The sequence below is a fragment of the Paenibacillus sp. YAE3 genome, assembly GCF_057546105.1.
In genome coordinates this window covers 1-17,893 of sequence record NZ_BAAIYF010000016.1, presented here as the reverse complement: position 1 = coordinate 17,893, position 17,893 = coordinate 1, and the positions used below count along the sequence as shown (strand labels likewise).

General features: G+C 45.5%; 11 protein-coding genes and 3 riboswitches. Of the genes, 5 read left to right on the top strand and 6 right to left on the bottom strand.

Annotated features, from left to right (window positions below; translation table 11 throughout):
- Positions 1-305: 305 nt before the first annotated feature.
- Complete coding sequence (locus AC27KL_RS24270) at positions 306-2,429, top strand: 5'-nucleotidase C-terminal domain-containing protein (RefSeq protein ID WP_487171386.1); 2,124 nt, start codon at positions 306-308, stop codon at positions 2,427-2,429.
- Positions 2,430-2,633: 204 nt separating this feature from the next.
- Here AC27KL_RS24270 and AC27KL_RS24265 read toward each other — a convergent pair whose 3' ends face one another.
- Positions 2,634-3,038, bottom strand: a complete 405-nt coding sequence (locus AC27KL_RS24265) for a VOC family protein (RefSeq protein ID WP_487171385.1) — start codon at positions 3,036-3,038, stop codon at positions 2,634-2,636.
- A gap of 201 nt (positions 3,039-3,239) precedes the next feature.
- On the opposite strand from AC27KL_RS24265, the gene AC27KL_RS24260 reads away from it, so the two are divergent.
- On the top strand, positions 3,240-3,836 hold the full coding sequence (locus tag AC27KL_RS24260) for a TetR/AcrR family transcriptional regulator (RefSeq protein ID WP_487171384.1): 597 nt from the start codon (positions 3,240-3,242) through the stop codon (positions 3,834-3,836).
- Between the two features lie 199 nt (positions 3,837-4,035).
- Here the strand turns inward: AC27KL_RS24260 and AC27KL_RS24255 are convergent, their stop codons facing one another.
- From AC27KL_RS24255 to AC27KL_RS24235, 5 genes are all read right to left on the bottom strand, one after another.
- Complete coding sequence (locus AC27KL_RS24255; protein ID WP_487171383.1) at positions 4,036-6,228, bottom strand: M56 family metallopeptidase; 2,193 nt, start codon at positions 6,226-6,228, stop codon at positions 4,036-4,038.
- The gene (locus AC27KL_RS24250) at positions 6,225-6,602 is read right to left on the bottom strand and encodes a BlaI/MecI/CopY family transcriptional regulator (RefSeq protein WP_487171382.1); all 378 of its coding nucleotides are present in this window, start codon (positions 6,600-6,602) and stop codon (positions 6,225-6,227) included. Before AC27KL_RS24250 ends, AC27KL_RS24255 begins: the two co-directional genes overlap by 4 nt.
- Before the next feature lie 328 nt (positions 6,603-6,930).
- Entirely contained in the window at positions 6,931-7,950 is a 1,020-nt protein-coding gene (locus AC27KL_RS24245; RefSeq protein ID WP_487171381.1) for a phosphotransferase, read from the bottom strand.
- A gap of 564 nt (positions 7,951-8,514) precedes the next feature.
- Complete coding sequence (locus AC27KL_RS24240) at positions 8,515-9,048, bottom strand: hypothetical protein (protein WP_487171380.1); 534 nt, start codon at positions 9,046-9,048, stop codon at positions 8,515-8,517.
- A 108-nt stretch (positions 9,049-9,156) separates the two neighbouring features.
- The gene (locus AC27KL_RS24235; protein ID WP_487171379.1) at positions 9,157-9,726 is read right to left on the bottom strand and encodes a DUF4062 domain-containing protein; all 570 of its coding nucleotides are present in this window, start codon (positions 9,724-9,726) and stop codon (positions 9,157-9,159) included.
- Positions 9,727-10,116: 390 nt separating this feature from the next.
- Positions 10,117-10,216, top strand: a riboswitch (cyclic di-GMP riboswitch).
- 289 nt (positions 10,217-10,505) lie between these two features.
- Positions 10,506-10,606, top strand: a riboswitch (cyclic di-GMP riboswitch).
- 294 nt (positions 10,607-10,900) lie between these two features.
- Between AC27KL_RS24235 and AC27KL_RS24230 the strand changes: the two genes are divergently transcribed.
- The 3 genes from AC27KL_RS24230 to AC27KL_RS24220 form a co-directional block, all read left to right on the top strand.
- Positions 10,901-13,018 (top strand): cadherin-like beta sandwich domain-containing protein, encoded by a 2,118-nt coding sequence (locus AC27KL_RS24230; protein ID WP_487171378.1) that lies wholly within the window; start codon positions 10,901-10,903, stop codon positions 13,016-13,018.
- 45 nt (positions 13,019-13,063) lie between these two features.
- Positions 13,064-14,482, top strand: coding sequence for an S-layer homology domain-containing protein (locus tag AC27KL_RS24225; RefSeq protein WP_487171377.1), 1,419 nt, complete (start codon positions 13,064-13,066; stop codon positions 14,480-14,482).
- A gap of 283 nt (positions 14,483-14,765) precedes the next feature.
- Positions 14,766-14,855, top strand: a riboswitch (cyclic di-GMP riboswitch).
- A 276-nt stretch (positions 14,856-15,131) separates the two neighbouring features.
- A partial coding sequence (locus AC27KL_RS24220) for a DUF8202 domain-containing protein (RefSeq protein WP_487171376.1) occupies positions 15,132-17,893 on the top strand: 2,762 nt, incomplete at its 3' end.

Genomic DNA, 17,893 nt, shown 5'->3' with positions numbered 1-17,893 from the left:
ATATGAGACTCTCCTATTGCGCGTTTTCAACTCTTAAGTTCATCTGAGATGCTGTGTGATGAAGAGCGCAGCAGGGTCTAGGGCTTGATCGGGTTCATCGAGAATACCTGTGAACGTCTGGAAAACATGCGGGACGTCGGCGGTAACGTCAAGGATGACATCCACGCCTGCTGCATGGGGATCTTCCACTCAGAGACACCCATCTTCCAAACTTTTTACATAGATTTTAAATACTTTACGATTTTTATGACTTGATTTATGTTAAAGTATTTCAGAACAGAATTTGGAGAGGGGTTTTTTATCTTATGTTATGGAAAAAAGTTCTGGGTAAAAGCACCATTCGTGTGGCTGCTACTGCTCTATTGCTTTCCCAACTGTTTGGCGCGGCGGGTTCTGTCTCGGCTGCAGGCAACGATGTCGAAGTACACTTGATCGGTATCAATGACCTGCACGGTCAGTTAGATACCACATCGATGGTTGGCGATAAAAAGGCAGGAACTGCTCCAATTCTAGCAACATATCTAAAAGAAGCTCAAGCCAAATATAAAAACTCCCTGCTTTTCCATAATGGAGACTCTGTCGGCGCGTCCGCTCCAATTTCATCCCTGGATCGTGATGAGCCCACGATGGAATGGATGAATATGATGGGCTTTGATGTAGGTTCTTTGGGCAATCATGAATTCGACCAAGGTATCGCTGCATTAAAAGCACAAATCTTTGGCGGCCTTGATCCCAAAGAAGGCAAGGTAACCCATGCCGGAGCAAAATTTGATTATGTCAATGCAAACGTCGTTGAAACCTCCACGGGCAAACCATTGATCAAGCCATATGTGATTAAAGAAGTAGGCGGAGTTAAAATCGGATTTATCGGATTAGTGACGAAAGCGACGCCTTCTAAGGTATCCCCATCGGGCACAGCAGGTGTGCGTTTCTTAAGCGCAGAAGAAGAGGTTGAAGCCGTTAATAAATATGCAAAAGAATTGCAAGGTCAAGGCGTAGAAACGATCATCGTCCTGGCGCATGATCCAGCAACAACCAAAGAAGGCGTAACCACTGGAGAAGCGGCTGATTTGGCCAAAGCTTTGCCTGCCGATTCCCCTGTCGATGTGATCGTTGCAGGTGACAATCATGCTTTGGCTAACGGTGAAGTGAATGGAAAATTGATCGTGCAGGCTTATTCTTATGGTACGGCATTTGAAGATATTAAGTTGATGATTGACCCTGCGACGGGGGATGTAACGGAAAAATCAGCTACAGTTACAACGACTTATCAAGACGGCGTAAAAGAAGACCCTGAATCTTTAGCTATTATTAAAAAATCATTAGACAAGCATCCTGAGCTGACGAAGCCGGTAGGTACAACAGATGGTTCTGTGACTCGTACAGATGCTTATAATAACGAAGCGCCTCTAGGAAACCTCATTGCAGATGCCATGCGTCAGGCAGACTTTGGTGATAAAGCAAGCGCTGCTGACTTTGCATTTATGAATCCAGGCGGGATTCGTGCGGATCTGCCGCAAGGCGATGTAACCTTTGCTGATCTTGCTAAAATCCAACCTTTTGGCAATACTTTAGTGAAGCTAGAGCTGACCGGTAAACAAATTCAAACCTTGTTGCAGCAACAATGGGGTACAAACGCTGACGGTACACCAAACACCAAAACACTGCAAATCTCTGGCTTGAAGTATACAGCAGATTTCAATAAGCCGGTCGCAGAACGTGTGACCAGTCTGACTCTTGAAGATGGTACACCGATTGATCCTCAAAAAACGTATACGGCTGTAGTGAACAACTTTATGGCAGCAGGCGGAGATAACTACAAAGTGCTGGTGGATGCTAAATCATCCTTAGCAGGTCCGATCGATCTGGATGTATTCTATCAGTACATTGTGGATACGTTTAAAGGCGGTAAGATTGAGGCTAAAAAAGAAGGACGTATCACGAACCTGGCTGCATCTACCGAACAACCGAAAACACCAGTAACCACAGAAGCTATTTCCCGTGCTGAATTTGTACGTGCGCTGGTAGACATGTTGAAACTAAACGAAGTAGCCACAGCACCTGCATTTAAGGATGTTGCTGCTAACGCTGCCTATGCAGATGCTATTGCTGAAGCTGCTCATGCCGGATTTATTCAAGGCTACAGCGGCAACTTCAATCCGGATCGTGATATCACTCGTGAAGAAGCGGCTACCATTCTTGCTAGATTGTTGAACAATCCGGTTTCTGATAAAGACGCTGCTGCGATCCTTGCAGGTTTTGAAGATGGCAAAACCGTTTCTGCCTATGCGGTTAAATCTATGGCAAAACTGATTGATAAAGGTATTCTAAGTGCAGCGGAGAAAAAGTTGCTTCAACCTAAACAAACTTTGTCTACTGACGATGCAAAAGCTTTAATTCAAAAAGCAGTGGCAGCAAAAGCTTCATAATTTAGAACTTAACCCAACCATATATTGCGACAGGAACACACATCCTTTTTGGTGAATAAGCTTTCTTCAATTGATAAACCTCGATTATGCCTTCAGTTCATGGGAAGGTTTATCTAGAAGAATGCTGTATCCCCAATTAGGATGTGTTTTTTCATGCCGACCAAACCGCTTATACGAATGCATGAAATTTAGGAAAGTTGTCCGTCAAGGCCTGCCGCTGAACCGCTCGAGCGCTTCTTCCGTTACCGGCGCGAAGAGGTTGACGAGGTTGCCGTCGAGGTCGCGAAACAATGCAGAGCGGTTCCCCCATGGCATCGTGGTCGGTTCCTGTACCCACTCGTCGACAAGCGGCTTCAAGCGCGTGTACTCGGCATCGACGTCGTGGACGCGAAATTCGATGATGACGGTGTGGTTGTCGGCCGGGCGCACGGAACCAGCGCCGAACAGATGCACCGTTTGGGAGTGGCCGATCGCCAGCGTACACGATGGCAAAACGAACTCAGCGAAGACAGGCGCGGGACGCTTCGCCGAAACGCCTGTGACTTTCTCATAGAACATGACGAGTCGATCCAGATCGTCGGTAATGATGCGTACAGAAGCGAAATTCATGAGATAACAACCTTTCAATAATGGAATATAACGCTACGATACCGTATCGTATCATATTAGCCTGAAAAGTACAAGTGATCGCATGACAAAGCCTGATGCGGTCGTGAATCCGGCGCCTGGGATGCCCTCATGGTATAATGTGAGGGACCTTTGTTTTAAAGTAACGAACCTTAGTTTAAATATGTTGATGTTGGAGGGAAGATGGTGAATACGTCTAAGAAATCCGAACGTGTGCCGTCGGCTAAGATGAATAGTCGCGTCGAGCGTTCGCGACATAACATTTTGACCACTGCGTTTGAACTGCTCAGCGAAGGCGGTGTGGGTGGCTTCACCGTCGACGAGGTGGCGCGTCGTTCCGGGGTCGCGAAGACGACCATCTACCGCCACTGGCCGACGCGGGAAGCACTGGTGATCGACGCCTGTTCACGAATGATTGCCGAGCAGGAAACTCCCGATACCGGCTCACTCGAAGGTGATGTCACGGCAATCCTGATGGAAATTGCGCATCTGCTGCCCACGGCGAATTGGTCCTTCGTCCTGCCCTCAATCGTCGACACCGCCGAGCGCAATCCGGAGTTCGCGGAAATCCACAGTCGGATTCAGCGGGGACACGCGGCGCCCCTGCGAGAGGTCCTGCAGCGCGCGATAGAGAGGGGCGAACTGGCCGCACACACCGATGTGTCAACGATCGTCGCAGCCCTGATGGGGCCGCTCTTCTACCGCCGCTGGTTCTCGCGCGAACCGATCGACGACCAGTTCGTAAAGGCGATCATCAAACGCGTACTCGCTTCACTTTAGTACGAGACGCCTATAACTGCTTGGTCGGACATCGATGGCGGCCCAGTGCTCACCCCTCGATCTTTTCAGCTCGCTGAGTCATATCAAGTGAAGGCAAACTATGCTGTAATAGGATGACAAGCAAGCCCCTCTCGAATCATGATCGAGAGGGGCTTGCTTATTGAAGCCATTTCCTAAGGCATCCCTTTCCTCTTCGAGTCTATTGCACGGGAGCCGAAATCATAGCCTTCAGGCTGTCTTCCGGGAGTTTGTCCATGCCCCAGAAAACGGCAGTATAATAAATATCGTTCTGCTTCCATAAGTAATAAGGAAGTTTTATGTCTTCGTCGGATGATAAGTAGACATGATTTTTATCTTCATAAGCCGAAATTGCGATGCCGTCCATCTCCAGCGTCCGGGTGAGCGAGAGTTGGGACGCATCGAAAAGCGGCTCTTTGCTCTGATACAGCGAGACATTGGTTGAGGAATCGTCAGATCCGCGATAGGTCGTCCATAGAGCGTCCGTCGTTTGTCTGAACCCATACCTGGTATTCTGGTCGCCGGCTCTAAGCAGTACCGAACCGTTCAGGCTAAGTCCGGGCAATTCCTGAGGGATTTTCACCTTAAAGCCGAGAATATTCTTCGCCGCAAGCAAATCCTTCTCATCATACAAGGGAAATGAGTTTCCGGCTCCGTCGTAGCGGACATGCTGTACTTCCTTCGGTTTAACAAAAGATTGCACCATTTTTGTGAGATCTTCCTGCGACATATACCCGCTATAATAATCGATTGCGTACCATACGTTGTCATCCTGCCAGTAGAAGCTTTTGCCGGTTTCCGGCTTTTTCTTGTCGCGTCTCATTTCCGTGAATAAAGCGCCTTTGACATTTCCGATCGTCACAGCTTCCTGTCGGTATTCAAGCGGCTTGTTCGGATTTGGGTGAATCTGAGCATAAGGAGCTCCTCGCAATTCACCTTCCTCCAACAAATTACCCTTGCCCTTGGAAGCCTTGACCTCTATGGTCTGTTCATTTTTTTGGCCAAAGTTAGATACAAAAGTAACGGATGCTACATCGAGAATAGGATCGGTATCATTGATGTTGGTGACATTCTTATAATATGATATAGCATCCAAATGATAACCTTCAGGAAGATAGTCAGGCACTTTATAATTATATTTTGGGAAATCGAGAGCCCGATCCAGACTATGAAACCATCTGAATCTGTCGTTGTATGCAGGATATAGATTCAAACCAGGGTTTACGGATGGTTCCGCCATATCCAACCTAGTATCCTTCCCGGCATCCGACGCATTGGTAAGCAAGATGGCTCCCAAGACAATAACCCAAAGAATCGCAGCGGCGGATAGCTTGTACGAACCTTCCTTAAACTTGGTAATCATCATCATCCTCCGTTTCGCTTCATATTTGCTGTCCCCAAAATGCGACAGGTTGATCCCAGGAGGAGGTTGTTGGGAAAATGAACGCGACAGCAGGAGTAACGTCTTGCCATATGGCAAAGCTTGGCGCTCTCCCAGTGTTTCAAGAACTTTTGCGTCGCAGGCCACCTCCTGATCGGCCTTCATCTTTCTTACGGAAAGCCACACCAAAGGGTTGTACCAATGCATCCCTACGGAAAGAGCCCACAGGGAGTTGAACCATAGGTCCTTACGCTTGTAGTGCACCAGCTCGTGCATCAGGATATGCGTCAGCTGGCTTGGGTCGGCGATCGTGCATATATCTTCAGGTAAATAAATTCTCGGCTTCCATAAGCCATAAAGACAAGGGCTGCGAAGATAGCTTGTTTCATAGGCGTATATCCGTTTTTTTATGTTCAGCTTCCGTTTGCACGCCTCAAGAGCGGTGAGTACTTCAGCATCCTCGATCTTTAGGGAGTTCCCGACCCTATTTCTGAAAATGAGCGCGCAAAACAGGTAATATCCTCCCAAGCATAGAAACCCTATAAGCCACGCCAGCGAGCCAATCGATAGCCAAGTCTGTCTATCCGTGTTCACTGGGGAATGATCTTGAGAAGAACGCGACACGGCGGAAGGAACGGGTTCATCCGCACGGTTCAGGGTGAACTCGGGAAGATTTTTTTGTACATCCGCATCATTGGACTGAATTTCCGGGTTGGAACCGTTCTCGCTAAGGTGAATAGGTTGCTTACTTTTCTGACCTGAATCCCATTCCATCGGGAACGTTTGCGGCAGCACATTAAACAGGCTCACCGGACTCTGCGGAGCAATGGGAACCAGAAGCTTAATCAACACAAGAAACCACAATATATGAACAATTCTTGGTTTAAGATGCTTTTGGAACAGCTTCCGGATCAAAAGCAATAACAATAGGATTACCGTCGATGCCACTGAAGCGTTGAACAGAAGAGAGAAGGTTGTTTCCAGATACCTCATGACTTTTTCTTGTTCTCCAAGATTTGTTGGAGCTCCTCAATATCTTTCTCCGAAAGTGACTCTTCTTCGAGAAATTTCGCGCACAGCATCCCTACAGCTCCTTTATAAACTCTATTCAGGAATGAGCGATTCTCGGATTTTAAGTATTCATCATGCGAAACGAGCGGATAGTAAAGGTAATTCCGGCCGGATTTTTCAAATCGGATGGCTTTTTTCTTGTGAAGCCTATTCAGGAAGGTTTTAATCGTTTGATCCGACCATTGCATTTGTTGGGTTAATTCGGAAATGATTTCGCTGGCGGTCATAGGCTCCTTTTGCCAGAGAAGCTTCATCACTTCGCTTTCAGCCTCGGTAATGTGTGGAGACTCGTGCATCGTATTCACCCTTCTAGATTTTTTTGTTTACACACGTAAACGATATTTAAAGTTTACAGGTGTAAACGTAATGTGTCAAGCGTACATCGAGCGTAGAACGCAAGCGTCTATACCATCTTGCATGCAAGCCATTTCCCTTGATCGAGAGGCAACCGGTCTTTGATAGGCATAAAATCAAGGCATCCGAGCGGATGCCTTTTAATTTCGCGCTATAAGTGGTATGAAGAACCGTATCATCGCTAGTGGTAATGCAGAGAATCGGGCTAAATGTTGGGGCTTAAATTGTCGAGTTACTTGACGCATGTGGAGTGTCTAATTATGAACGGTTTTAAAAAATCTGCACTGGGCTGGTCTTCATTTCATAGATTTTTTGGAGCGTATGGACATGTTTCGTCTTCTCGTCATCGTCCTCTGTGTGGAGATAACCCTCCACAAGCCTGTACCCGAATATGAGAAGGATCATCTCGTAGACGCAATGATCAGTGATAGGGGATACATTCGCATACTCCGAAAAGCCTTTGTAATACGCGGGGATGCATCGCTGGTAGTATTCGACCATGTGATCGATATCTGCTTCATCCGCAATCAGGCTTGCGAGATCTTCTCCCAAGTAACCCCATCCGGATGTGTCCCAATCGATGAGCGCGATTTTCCCGTCGGCATAGATCAGGTTGGTTACCCAGAAATCCCTGTGGCAGAACACGAGAGGCAATTTTTCGATGCGGGCGAAAATTTCGTCTGAATGCTCATCGATATCGATGAGCATTTGCCGCACGTGCTGCGGCAAATCACAGCCATCCGAACGGATATACTCGTAGACGACCGGCCATGACCGGTAATGCAGATACGTATTCTTCATGAGATCTGCATGGCTCAGGTTGGTCAGGCTCTGCAGCATAGCGGGCTTCTCCATATACAGCTTGCCTTGATAGCGTCCTAACTCCAGCGCGGCCTGTTCGTACATGTCACCGGTCAAGTCTAAACCGGTTACGCCGTCGATATATTCCAGCCATAGCCGGAATTCATTTTCTTCCGCATTAATCTCGGCGTGATAACATGTCGGCCAGCGGAAGGCATCCGAGAACGTCGCTCCCAAGTCGGACGCGTAGAGATCAAATTCCCGGCGCCATGAACCCGGATCTCCGTATCGCTCCCATTTCTTCTGGATTTTCAGCACGATACGGTACGGCAATGATTCACTATCTGCGGTTTCGGCGATCCCCGTTACCAGGTACACTTTTCCCACAGTTCCGCCCTGTAACGGCATCGTTTGGCAGTCGGCAGAGATGATATCCTTCCTGAACCGTCGGCTTAAGGCATAGATCAGCGTTTCATATTTAATAATCATCTCTTCCAACCTCCGTTTTTTTCGTTTGCTTGCTCCAAAGGGGAGCATGATATTTCTGTGTAGCCATAGGCTTTCAAATCCATCACGTTTTTTTAGTTAGCTCCTTTAATGTTGTTTTTTGGACGCAAAAATGCCGCGGACAAGCAGCCTCTAAAGAAGCTGCTGTCGCGCGGCATCAGGACGCAAAAAAGATACGACCTTCATCGTATCCTGCAAACAGCAATATTCACGAAAGGTTACTTTTGAATGGCATACCAAATAATACGGGCGTTTTCCCGCTTTTTTTCGCGTATGCCTGCTATATTCAGTTTTAAGACCAAACCACCATATAAGTCGTTGCCATTAAAACACATCTCCCTTCATGTCAGGAACTCGCTTATCGCTAAGCTGTGTATAGAGTAATTTGTTTTGGAAAAAAAGTCAATGTATTACAGCGCTATACTGACGGTACGGATTGTGTCAGCCTGTTCTGCGATGCATCATTTGTGGGGCTTTGCATAATTTCGAGGTCTTGTTTAAGGAAGCAACTAATGATGAATTCCTGAAGTCTTTTGTGCTTACCCATTAGTGATTTGATGTGCCATTATACGTAGAGAGTATGACGGCCAGGTTTTTTTCGAAAATAAATTCCAATACGATATTGTTTTCTTTATCGAAATAACCTAGAACGTTGTCTTTTTCTCCTGTATCAGTTCTCGTATAATAGTTTTTGCCATAATTCTCAATAACATCTGCCTTGGAATCCCCGATGGAGATACCTTTTTCCGTGGTAAGCTTTTGGTCCGAAAAAAAATACTCTTTCACAACCCCATCTACGATTTTGAATTGAACATCTTCATTTTTACCGTAAATCAAATAATAAGTATCAGGCTCTTGTGACCGATGGATAGAATCCGGTTTACCAAAAACGTTCGTCACATCCTTTTCAATGGATCCGATCTTGATCCCGCCGATATTTTCCTTGGATAGATCTGTAGTATCCGTATTCTCGTAAAAATCCATTCGATTTTGTGAGCAGCCACTGAGGAACCCAATCAAAATGAATGAACAAAATAATGAATGAACTAATAAGGTGAAGTTCAACTTCTTTTTAGACACGATTTTTCGCTCCTTTTTTCAATGATTGGGCCCTAGTTGTTGTCATCGAGAAAAAACGGAATTTTAAAGGAAGATCCAAAAAAGGGACTGGTTCGGCCAGCCCCTCGTTCATTTCTTTTTCTCCAACTCCGCCTTTAATCTTGCATTCTCTTCCAACAGCTTTTGAACGTCCGGGATATCCTTGCCGGAAACCCAGCCATACAAATCGTCTCTTGCTGCATACTTCGGCAATTGATCATGAAGAACCATTTTAATGTGCCGTACATCATCAACATAATAGATCGGGACTTCTTCCATGACCGTTTGCTTAAACGCTTGAAACTCCTGATAGTGCTCAATTTCTGTAAAATCGTATGGCAGTTGTCTTAATCTCTCATCTGTGAGAACAAAAGCAAATCTAGGTTTTCCCGTTTCTCCGGCATATTCATATTCCCATTGCGTATAGCTTTTGGATTCATCATCGGGGAGCGTTAAACCATAGAATCCGCCAAGAATCAGGATATATACGTCGGAATCGTCGATCCATCTTTTCCTCATGTTCAGTGGACTTTCATTAAAAAATTGCTCGACTCCAGCAGGGATATGACCGGCTCGAAGTATGGATTCAACAGCGGCATGTCTATCTTCGATAAGATCGTAGTAAGTAGCCGATATATAAATTTGTAATTTTCTTCTCATAAGCCCACCCGAATGAAAGAATTAGTATAGATAGAATCTACCATTCTCTCACTTTATTTGTCAAAATTGGGGGGGTACAGATAAATTGAGCAGAGATGATGCAAACGGCTTCGATGGGATCTTTTTTGCGGAGACAATAAAGTAATAGCCGCAGTCTGCCACGGTCCCGCCGGCCTGATTAAGGACTTTGTTCAAACAAGCTTTTTTACAGCATAAATATGGGGCTTTATAGGCAGTCGCCGCATTCTTTCAAGTCAAAAAGTCATAGTTCTCCAAAATATTACAAATGGAGAGAAATGACTATAAAAATAAGGCCGTAGAACCTGATTTCATACGCTTTAATAATATACCCTTAGTATAATAGTTAAATTTCCAACTAAATACAAGATCGTAGGATCAAGGCAAACCCGTTGAAAAATGGGGACGCAAAGCTAAAGGGGCTAACGGATTTGCTGAAAAATGCAAATGCTACTGCCAGCCAGTTGCCGAATACGACGGAGGACTCCGTCTATTAGCGTTTGCTTTTGGATGGAGTTTTTATTTTTTTACACTAAAAAGCTCAGCACTGATGCAGCATGAGTATACCTGCGATCGTGAAATCCAACGCTATGTGGACAGACCGATTCAGAAAATATTCAGAATTGCCTCATATAATGTCAAAAGAAGCTACTAAAGTACTAAAGCAGACAAAATTCAACAACATCTAGTAGACTAGCCTATGATTTTGAGGAAGGCTAACAAATAGGAAGTTTTACTGCAAATCTTACATATATACACTCGTACGAAAAGAGCAAACCCGCTTGAAAATCGGGGACGCAAAGCTAAAGGGGCTAAAGGATTTGCTGAAAAATGCAAATGCTACTGCCAGCCAGCTGCCGAATACGACGGAAACCTCCGTCTACTTGCGCACTGTCCGCTAATGAGATGGGGGTTTTTTCACTTTATTTGGAGTACGTCGGTCTGGAAAAGGGTCAATGAAAGGTTTGCAGCATTGAAAGGAGCTGATGCTTTTTTTGATATACTCTGTTAGTTTGTTGAACCATTGAACGGGGCTAGATGCTTATTTTGAGGTAAGCGTAGATAGAGTAGAGCAAAAGTCCCAAGATATTTAAGAAAATTCGAATCTTCCCGCAACTGCTGGGAGGTACGAAATGAAACAGGAGGTTGAGATCGATTGTTAGCACGAAGAAGTAAGTTATTTTGGAAGAAACAGCTTATGGTTTTACTCGCGTTCATCGTTGTGGTTGGCGGCTTCCCAGCTGCGTTCGCATCGGTAGCGAAGGCGGCTGATTCAGCGCCTAATCTTATTGTGGATTATGAGTTTAGGGACCCCGGAAATGGAGGGTTGCCTGTTGATAAACTGGGTCACTCGAAACTGGAAGAGGTGTCCGGTGAACATACCTTTAATGGTAAGACTCGAATGTATGGCAACGCTACGAAAGGGTACGGAGCGGACAGTGCCGGCAGCTATTGGTATTGGACGGCAATTAATGAAGGGAAAGATGAAAAAGGTGGCGGATTTACGCTCGACATCGATCCAGTCGTTGATAAAGATATTTCTCGTAGTTACTCAGTAGGGGTTCGTTTTTCTTATGACAAGTTTAATCCTAATTGGACCAAAATCATTGATTATAAGGATAAAACGACTACAGAAGGATTTTATTTTACTGGTGATGGCGACAGAAAGTTGATGTTTTACAATGTAGGTACAAAAGGAGCAACAACTGCTGAACCAAAGCAAATTGTCGACATTATCGCTACAAGAAATAATGATTCGAAAATGTTTACTGCCTATATGATGATTAACGGGGAATTTCGCAAGGAAATTGAAATTAACGATTCAGGTGGAAAAGCTACCCCAATTGAGTTGCAAAATGGGAAAATTCGCTTCGGCTTTTTCCATGATGATCTTCCCACTATGGGGGTTGAGAGACCAGAAGGCGGCAAGGTGTATTCTATTAAATTCTGGGATGGAGCCATCACGCCTGCAAAAGCACTGGAAGCTACAGCGGTTAAGGGAACTGAAGCCGGAACGAAAATAACAGCCACACCTGAGAGTGGAAATTCTTTGATGGTGCTTGTTTCTGACACGCTTCTCCCATTTCCGCTTCAAGGGGAAGATGTTCCAGCGGGTGCTCAAGAATACACCTCGGGTTCTGACCTCAAAGGTGTAGATGCGAACACGAACAAATATGTTGGCGTCTATGAGGTTGATTCAAATGGAAAAATTGTTGGGTTCAAGTTAATTACACTGACAGAGAATGAGATTTTACCTCCTCCTTCTCCAGCCTTAGAGATCACTGAACCAAGTGGTACGGTGAACGTAACGAAACCTGCGATCAAAGGGAAAACGGAAGCAGGTACGGAAGTCACCGTAGTGATCAAAGACAAAGATGGCAACGTGGTTCCAAATGCCGGAGGAAAAGCCACTGTAGATGGAAACGGCGACTGGAGCTTTACACCATCGGAAGATTTGTCTGACGGAAAGTACACCATTGAAGTGACAGCTGAGAAAGACAGCAAAGTATCGAAAGTGTCAAGAGACATTACTGTGGATACGACAAACGTTGTCGACAAATCCGCGCTGAAACAGAAAGCGGAGGAAATCAACGGCAAGATCGCTGCAAGCGAATTGACCGGGTCCGACTACACCTCGGCAAGCTGGAACAATCTGACTAGCGCGCTTGATGCAGCAGAAAGCGTACTGCGTGATCCTGGTGCGACCCAGGATCAGGTAAACCAGGCTTTGGCTGCTCTGCAAGAGGCTGAGAAGAATCTGGTGAAGGTAGGCGGGGAGCTGGATGGACTGAAGCTTGCTGGACTGATCGAAGACGGTCAGGAAAAGCCGATCAATCTGACTCCGGATGTTGATTTGGAGAAATACAAGCATTATCAAGCTACGGTAACGGACGACGTATACGCTATCAGTCTGGATCCGAAGGCGAAACATCCGGACGAGACTCAGGTGAAGGTATACGTGAACAACACGGAGTATTCTGCCGATGAGTGGAGTAACCTTCCATTGAATGTAGGCGACAACACGATTATCGTTAGTGTTCAAGATAAGGCTGGCAAGGAAATCGATAAGTACACCATTACCATCGTTCGCGGAAACGCGGCCAATAAATTGGAATCGTTAGTTCCTTCTGTAGGAAGTCTGTCTCCGGCTTTCGATCCGAATCAGGATACCTACACGATGAGCGTAAGTAACAGCGTGTATCAGATTCAATTGACGCCGAAGGCACTGGATCCAAACGCTACGATTCAAATTCGCGTAAATGACGGGGAATAGAAAGAAGTCCCTAGTGGTCAGATCAGCGATGATCTCGCGCTAAATGTGGGTCTGAATAACATTGTCGTAAAAGTTACCGGTAAAGACGGCAGCTTCAAAGAATATACCGTGAAGGTAACGAGAGAAACCAGCAGCAACACTGGCGGCGGCAGCACCGATGGCGGGAACTCGGGCACAGGCAATACAACTCCACCACCAACGACAGACCCTGTGAAACCGGGGAACATCATCACAACCGATAACGGTTCGAATGTATCGTTTGCTTCGGGTACGGTAAACGGTGACCAAGCGACGGTTACGATCGATAAGGACAAGCTGTCCGGCATTCTGGCGGACGGTAAAGGACATAAACTCGGCATCAGCGTACCGGGTAAGGGCGATGTTGAAGTTCGAGGATTGACGCTTGAAGGCTTGAAAAAGATCGCCGATACCGGCTCCAGCCTGGAAATTGAAGATGTGCTGGCGATTTATCCGGTTCCTGCAGGACAGCTTGATGTGGATGCCATTAGCAAACAATTCGGCAACGCGCCGCTCAGCGATATTGCCGCTAACATCAAAATCAAACGTTCTGCGGACGATCTGGCCAAGCTTGCCCGTGAGAAGGCAGCTCAAGGCGGTTATGAACTGCTTGTGCATCCGGTAGATCTTGACTTGAGCTTTATGCACGGCGGGAAAACGGATAGAGCGGGGTTGTTGAACGGGTATGCGCCGAAATACATCGCGCTTCCGGAAGGCATCGACCCGAACCGCATCACGACAGGCGTTATTGTGAACCCGGACGGCAGCGTGTTCCATGTGCCGACGGTCGTCACGAAGGTGAATAACCGGTATTTCGCACTCATCAATGATTTGCGCAGCAGCGGTACCTATTCGGTGATTTGGAATCCGCAGGATTTCGAGGATGTCCAGTATCATTGGGGCAGAGCGGACGTAAACAACATTGCCGCAAGACTCGACCTGAAAGGCAACGGCGACAATACGTTCTCGCCAAACCGATATGTGACACGCTCCGAATTCGCTGAAATCGTCGTATTGGGCCTAGGTCTGATGCGTCAGGACGCGCCGCAAAACATCTACCCTGACGTGCCGTCGACGGCATGGTATCGGAATGCTGTAGCGCTCGCGGATGAATTTGATATTGTTCGCGGATATGAGGACGGCAACTTCAAAGGCGGACAGCAAATCACGAGAGAGCAAGGTTTTGCCATGATTGCTCGTGCATACCGCTTGATTCAATCCGTAAACGTGCCGAATCAGGAGCAAATCGCTTCTACGCTGGCACCATATGCGGATGGGGATAAAGTAGCTTCTTGGGCGAAAGCGGATGTTGCCCAGCTGATCGCAGCGGGAATTATCCAAGGCAATGGACCTAAGCATCTGAGCCCGAAAGCAGGAATGACGCGTGCGGAAGTCACTGCACTGATGGCAAGAATGCTGAAAGTAACGAACCTGATTGACAAGTAATGAAGCAACGCAAACAACCATTGATGACGACAAGTCGTCAATGGTTGTTTTTTTATCTGTTTAGTAATTCCTTCTGGTAACAACTTCTTTAATAGCAGGAGACTCTTCTAAAACCAGACCGATTCAGAAAATATTCAGAATTGTCTCATATAATGTCAAAAGAAGCTACTAAAGTACTAAATCCGACAAAATTCAACAACATTGAGGTTAGTAGATTAGCCTATGATTTTGAGGAAGGCTAACAAATAGGAAGTTTTACTGCAAATCTTACATATATACACTCGTACGAAAAGAGCAAACCCGCTTGAAAATCGGGGACGCAAAGCTAAAGGGGCTAAAGGGAGCCAAGTGCCTATGCCAGCCAGCTGCCGAATACGACGGAAAACTCCGTCTACTGGCGCTTGCTATTGGATGGAGTTTTTATTTTTTTAGGTATTCTATTGAAGGAGCCCGTTGCTGTAAGGACCGGCCGTAATCCTTATCGGTTTTCTGCCAATTGATTTCTGCAGCTCGTGTGATCCTGACATAGCAGTTAAAAAAGTGAAAAAAGAGGTGGACAAGGGTAGCTAAAAGAGTGCATTGATAACTTTTACACAAGAAAGGAATGATCTATTTGCTAAGCAACAACATTAGATTACGGAAAATAGGGATGATGTTCCTGATTTTTTCTCTTGTCTTCACGGGTCTAGGGGCAAGCTTAGGGACTCCAGTCAGCTATGCTGCTTCTTCGGAAGTTTATGTAGCTAGTGGCGGCAATGATAGCACAGGGGATGGAACTAAAGAGAATCCTTATAAGACATTGAACAAAGCCTATCAAGAGGTTGATAACGGGGGAACGATATATGTCAAGGACGATATCACATTGCCACCACCCTTTGATATGAATGCTGCCAAGAAGTTTACGATTACTACGGACCCTGAAGCCGATAAGCCTGCTGTGATTCATCGTGGTTCAAAGAGCAGCGGTTCAAAAACACTTTTTGGTCTTAATAGCGGTCACCTTACTTTGAAAAATATCGTTATTGACGGTGGGAGTGAATTAGTAGATGGAAGGATATTTAATATAGGTAGTTCAAAACTGACCATTGAAAAAGACACTATTTTACGCAACAATTATGACACTATAGGAGGAAGCGCAATCATTCTCCTAAACCAAACTTCGGTCCTAGAAATGAATGGTGGAAAAATTACAGGTAATATGCATGCGAATTCAAGTGCGGTCCTTATTAATATAGCTGGTGCAAGATTCACTATGACTGGAGGCGAAATCACTGGGAATAGTGGTGGTGGAGTTCAAGTAAAAGCTGGTGAGTTTGACCTTTCAGGCAATGCAGTCATTACTGGGAATACGTTTGGGGAATCGGAGCGAAACGTTTATCTGGAAGGTTCTAAAAATATTACTCTAAGTGGAGACTTTACCGGGCAAGCGGGTATTACCGCACAAAATCGTATGATTCCGGGAAAACAGTTTGGACAAGCAAATTCCAGAGATTTGAAAGGGATCGAAAATCTGGTTGCAGACTCAGGCGGTCTTCTTGCAAGTTATGGAGAAAACAATACTTTAGTATGGAAAACGACGCCTGGCGGGGTAAAAGGTAGCAATGTATCCTTATGGCTAAAAGCAGATGACGGTGTAACAGCCGGTGGCGACGGTACGCTTCCAGGTTGGAAAGATCAGATTGGCAAGAATAGTTTTTCTATTGTGGGAACAGCACCAACCTATCAATCGGATGGTGTAAACTTTAACCCTGTCGTTAATTTTGGTAAGAACGGGTATTTGCGGGGCGATACCGAGATTAACATGACGGAAGCATATACCGTAGCCGCATGGAATGGAGATAAGGGGACGGATCGGGGCGCTATCCTTTCTCCAATAGTACAAACGGGTATAAGCCACCAGGCCATGTATTTCTTCTTTTCTTACCAAAGTAAATTTTATACCGGAATCTTCCCTCTATCTGATGCACAGAACAGCGCAGGTAAATATATGGAAGCGGGTCCTCCTGAAAATGGGGAATACGGTTTATGGAATGCAGCTCGTGATAAAGAAGGTAGTATATACAGAAAAAATGGTAGTCCAGCGCTCACCAACTCAGTACCTGGACTCGAAAATCCTATGATTGGAGTACCACAGATAGGCAGAAGATCTGATAATACCACTCCTTCTTACCTTAACGGAAATGTTGCTGAAATTATCGTCTTAAATAAAAAAGCCACGCCTGAGGAACGTAATAAGGTAGAAAGTTACCTTGCTCTGAAGTACGGTATTACGTTAAATGATGGTAAGAGTAACTATTATGATGCTGCTGGTAACCAAGTGTGGGTAGCAGATGCAAATTACACGAAAAATATTGCAGGTATTGGCCGTGATGATGCGGGGAGCTTGTATCAAAAGCAAAGCCGTAGCATTAATACAGGTGACCAAGTAGCGATTGGTATCGGCGAACTGGCTGAAACGAACGCGCTTAATACTAATCTGCTTACAGATAAGCAATATCTGATCTGGGGCGATAATGGAAAAGGGCTTGTTTTTGACCAGCAAATTGGAAATGTAAACCATGCCCAGCGTGTATGGAAGGTACAAAACACTGGTGCAGTTGGTCAAGTTCAAGTAGCAATCCCTACAAGTGCTATTCCTGCCGGAAAAAAGTTGCTTGTAAGTAATAGTGAGGCAGATTTTAATTCCGCTAAGGGATATGAATTAGCGATCAAAGATCTTAACGGTGTAGAATATTATGTAGCTACAGTATCGGATGGATTAACGAATGGACAGTTCTTCACATATGGTGTGGAAGCGCCAAAAGTGAAAACAGCTACTCTTGAAGAGGTTACAACTGGTGGGAAAGAGATTACTCTAACCTTCGATCAAGAGATTGAACTAACTGATTTAACTGGTCTTACGGTTAAAATTGGTGCGAAAGAGCTTTCGATTAATGACTTCGAAATAGGAACAGATGGCAAGACATTAATCTTGAAGACAACTGAAGATATTAAATCTGATGATATTGTTGAAGTGTCTTATCTGGCTTCTAAAGGTAACATAAAAGGAACAAACGGTGCGCCTGTTCAAGATTTTACAAAAGTCGTGGAAAACAAGCTAACACCAGCTACTCCATTAGCTGCACCAAGCAATGTGAAAGTGACTGGAGATCAGTTAACATGGGATGCAGTCGAAAATGCAGGAAGCTACGAAGTGAGCATAACGGATAGTAAAGGCAATGTAACACCAGTTTCTGTACCAAGCGGAACGACACTAGACTTGTCGACTCTAGAACCACCGTTAACACCCGGTGAGTACACTTTAACGGTTACCGCGAAGTCGAATAACCCAGCATATACAGATTCGCAAGAATCGGGGGCGGTGACGTATACCGTACCAACAACACCAGCTACTCCGTTAGCTGTACCAAG

What these genes read in the sequence shown, in the direction of transcription:
- AC27KL_RS24270 (WP_487171386.1), top strand. Translation starts at nt 306, where the DNA reads ATGTTATGGAAAAAAGTTCTGGGTAAAAGCACCATTCGTGTGGCTGCT.
- AC27KL_RS24265 (WP_487171385.1), bottom strand. Translation starts at nt 3,038, where the DNA reads ATGAATTTCGCTTCTGTACGCATCATTACCGACGATCTGGATCGACTC.
- AC27KL_RS24260 (WP_487171384.1), top strand. Translation starts at nt 3,240, where the DNA reads ATGGTGAATACGTCTAAGAAATCCGAACGTGTGCCGTCGGCTAAGATG.
- AC27KL_RS24255 (WP_487171383.1), bottom strand. Translation starts at nt 6,228, where the DNA reads ATGAGGTATCTGGAAACAACCTTCTCTCTTCTGTTCAACGCTTCAGTG.
- AC27KL_RS24250 (WP_487171382.1), bottom strand. Translation starts at nt 6,602, where the DNA reads ATGCACGAGTCTCCACACATTACCGAGGCTGAAAGCGAAGTGATGAAG.
- AC27KL_RS24245 (WP_487171381.1), bottom strand. Translation starts at nt 7,950, where the DNA reads ATGATTATTAAATATGAAACGCTGATCTATGCCTTAAGCCGACGGTTC.
- AC27KL_RS24235 (WP_487171379.1), bottom strand. Translation starts at nt 9,726, where the DNA reads ATGAGAAGAAAATTACAAATTTATATATCGGCTACTTACTACGATCTT.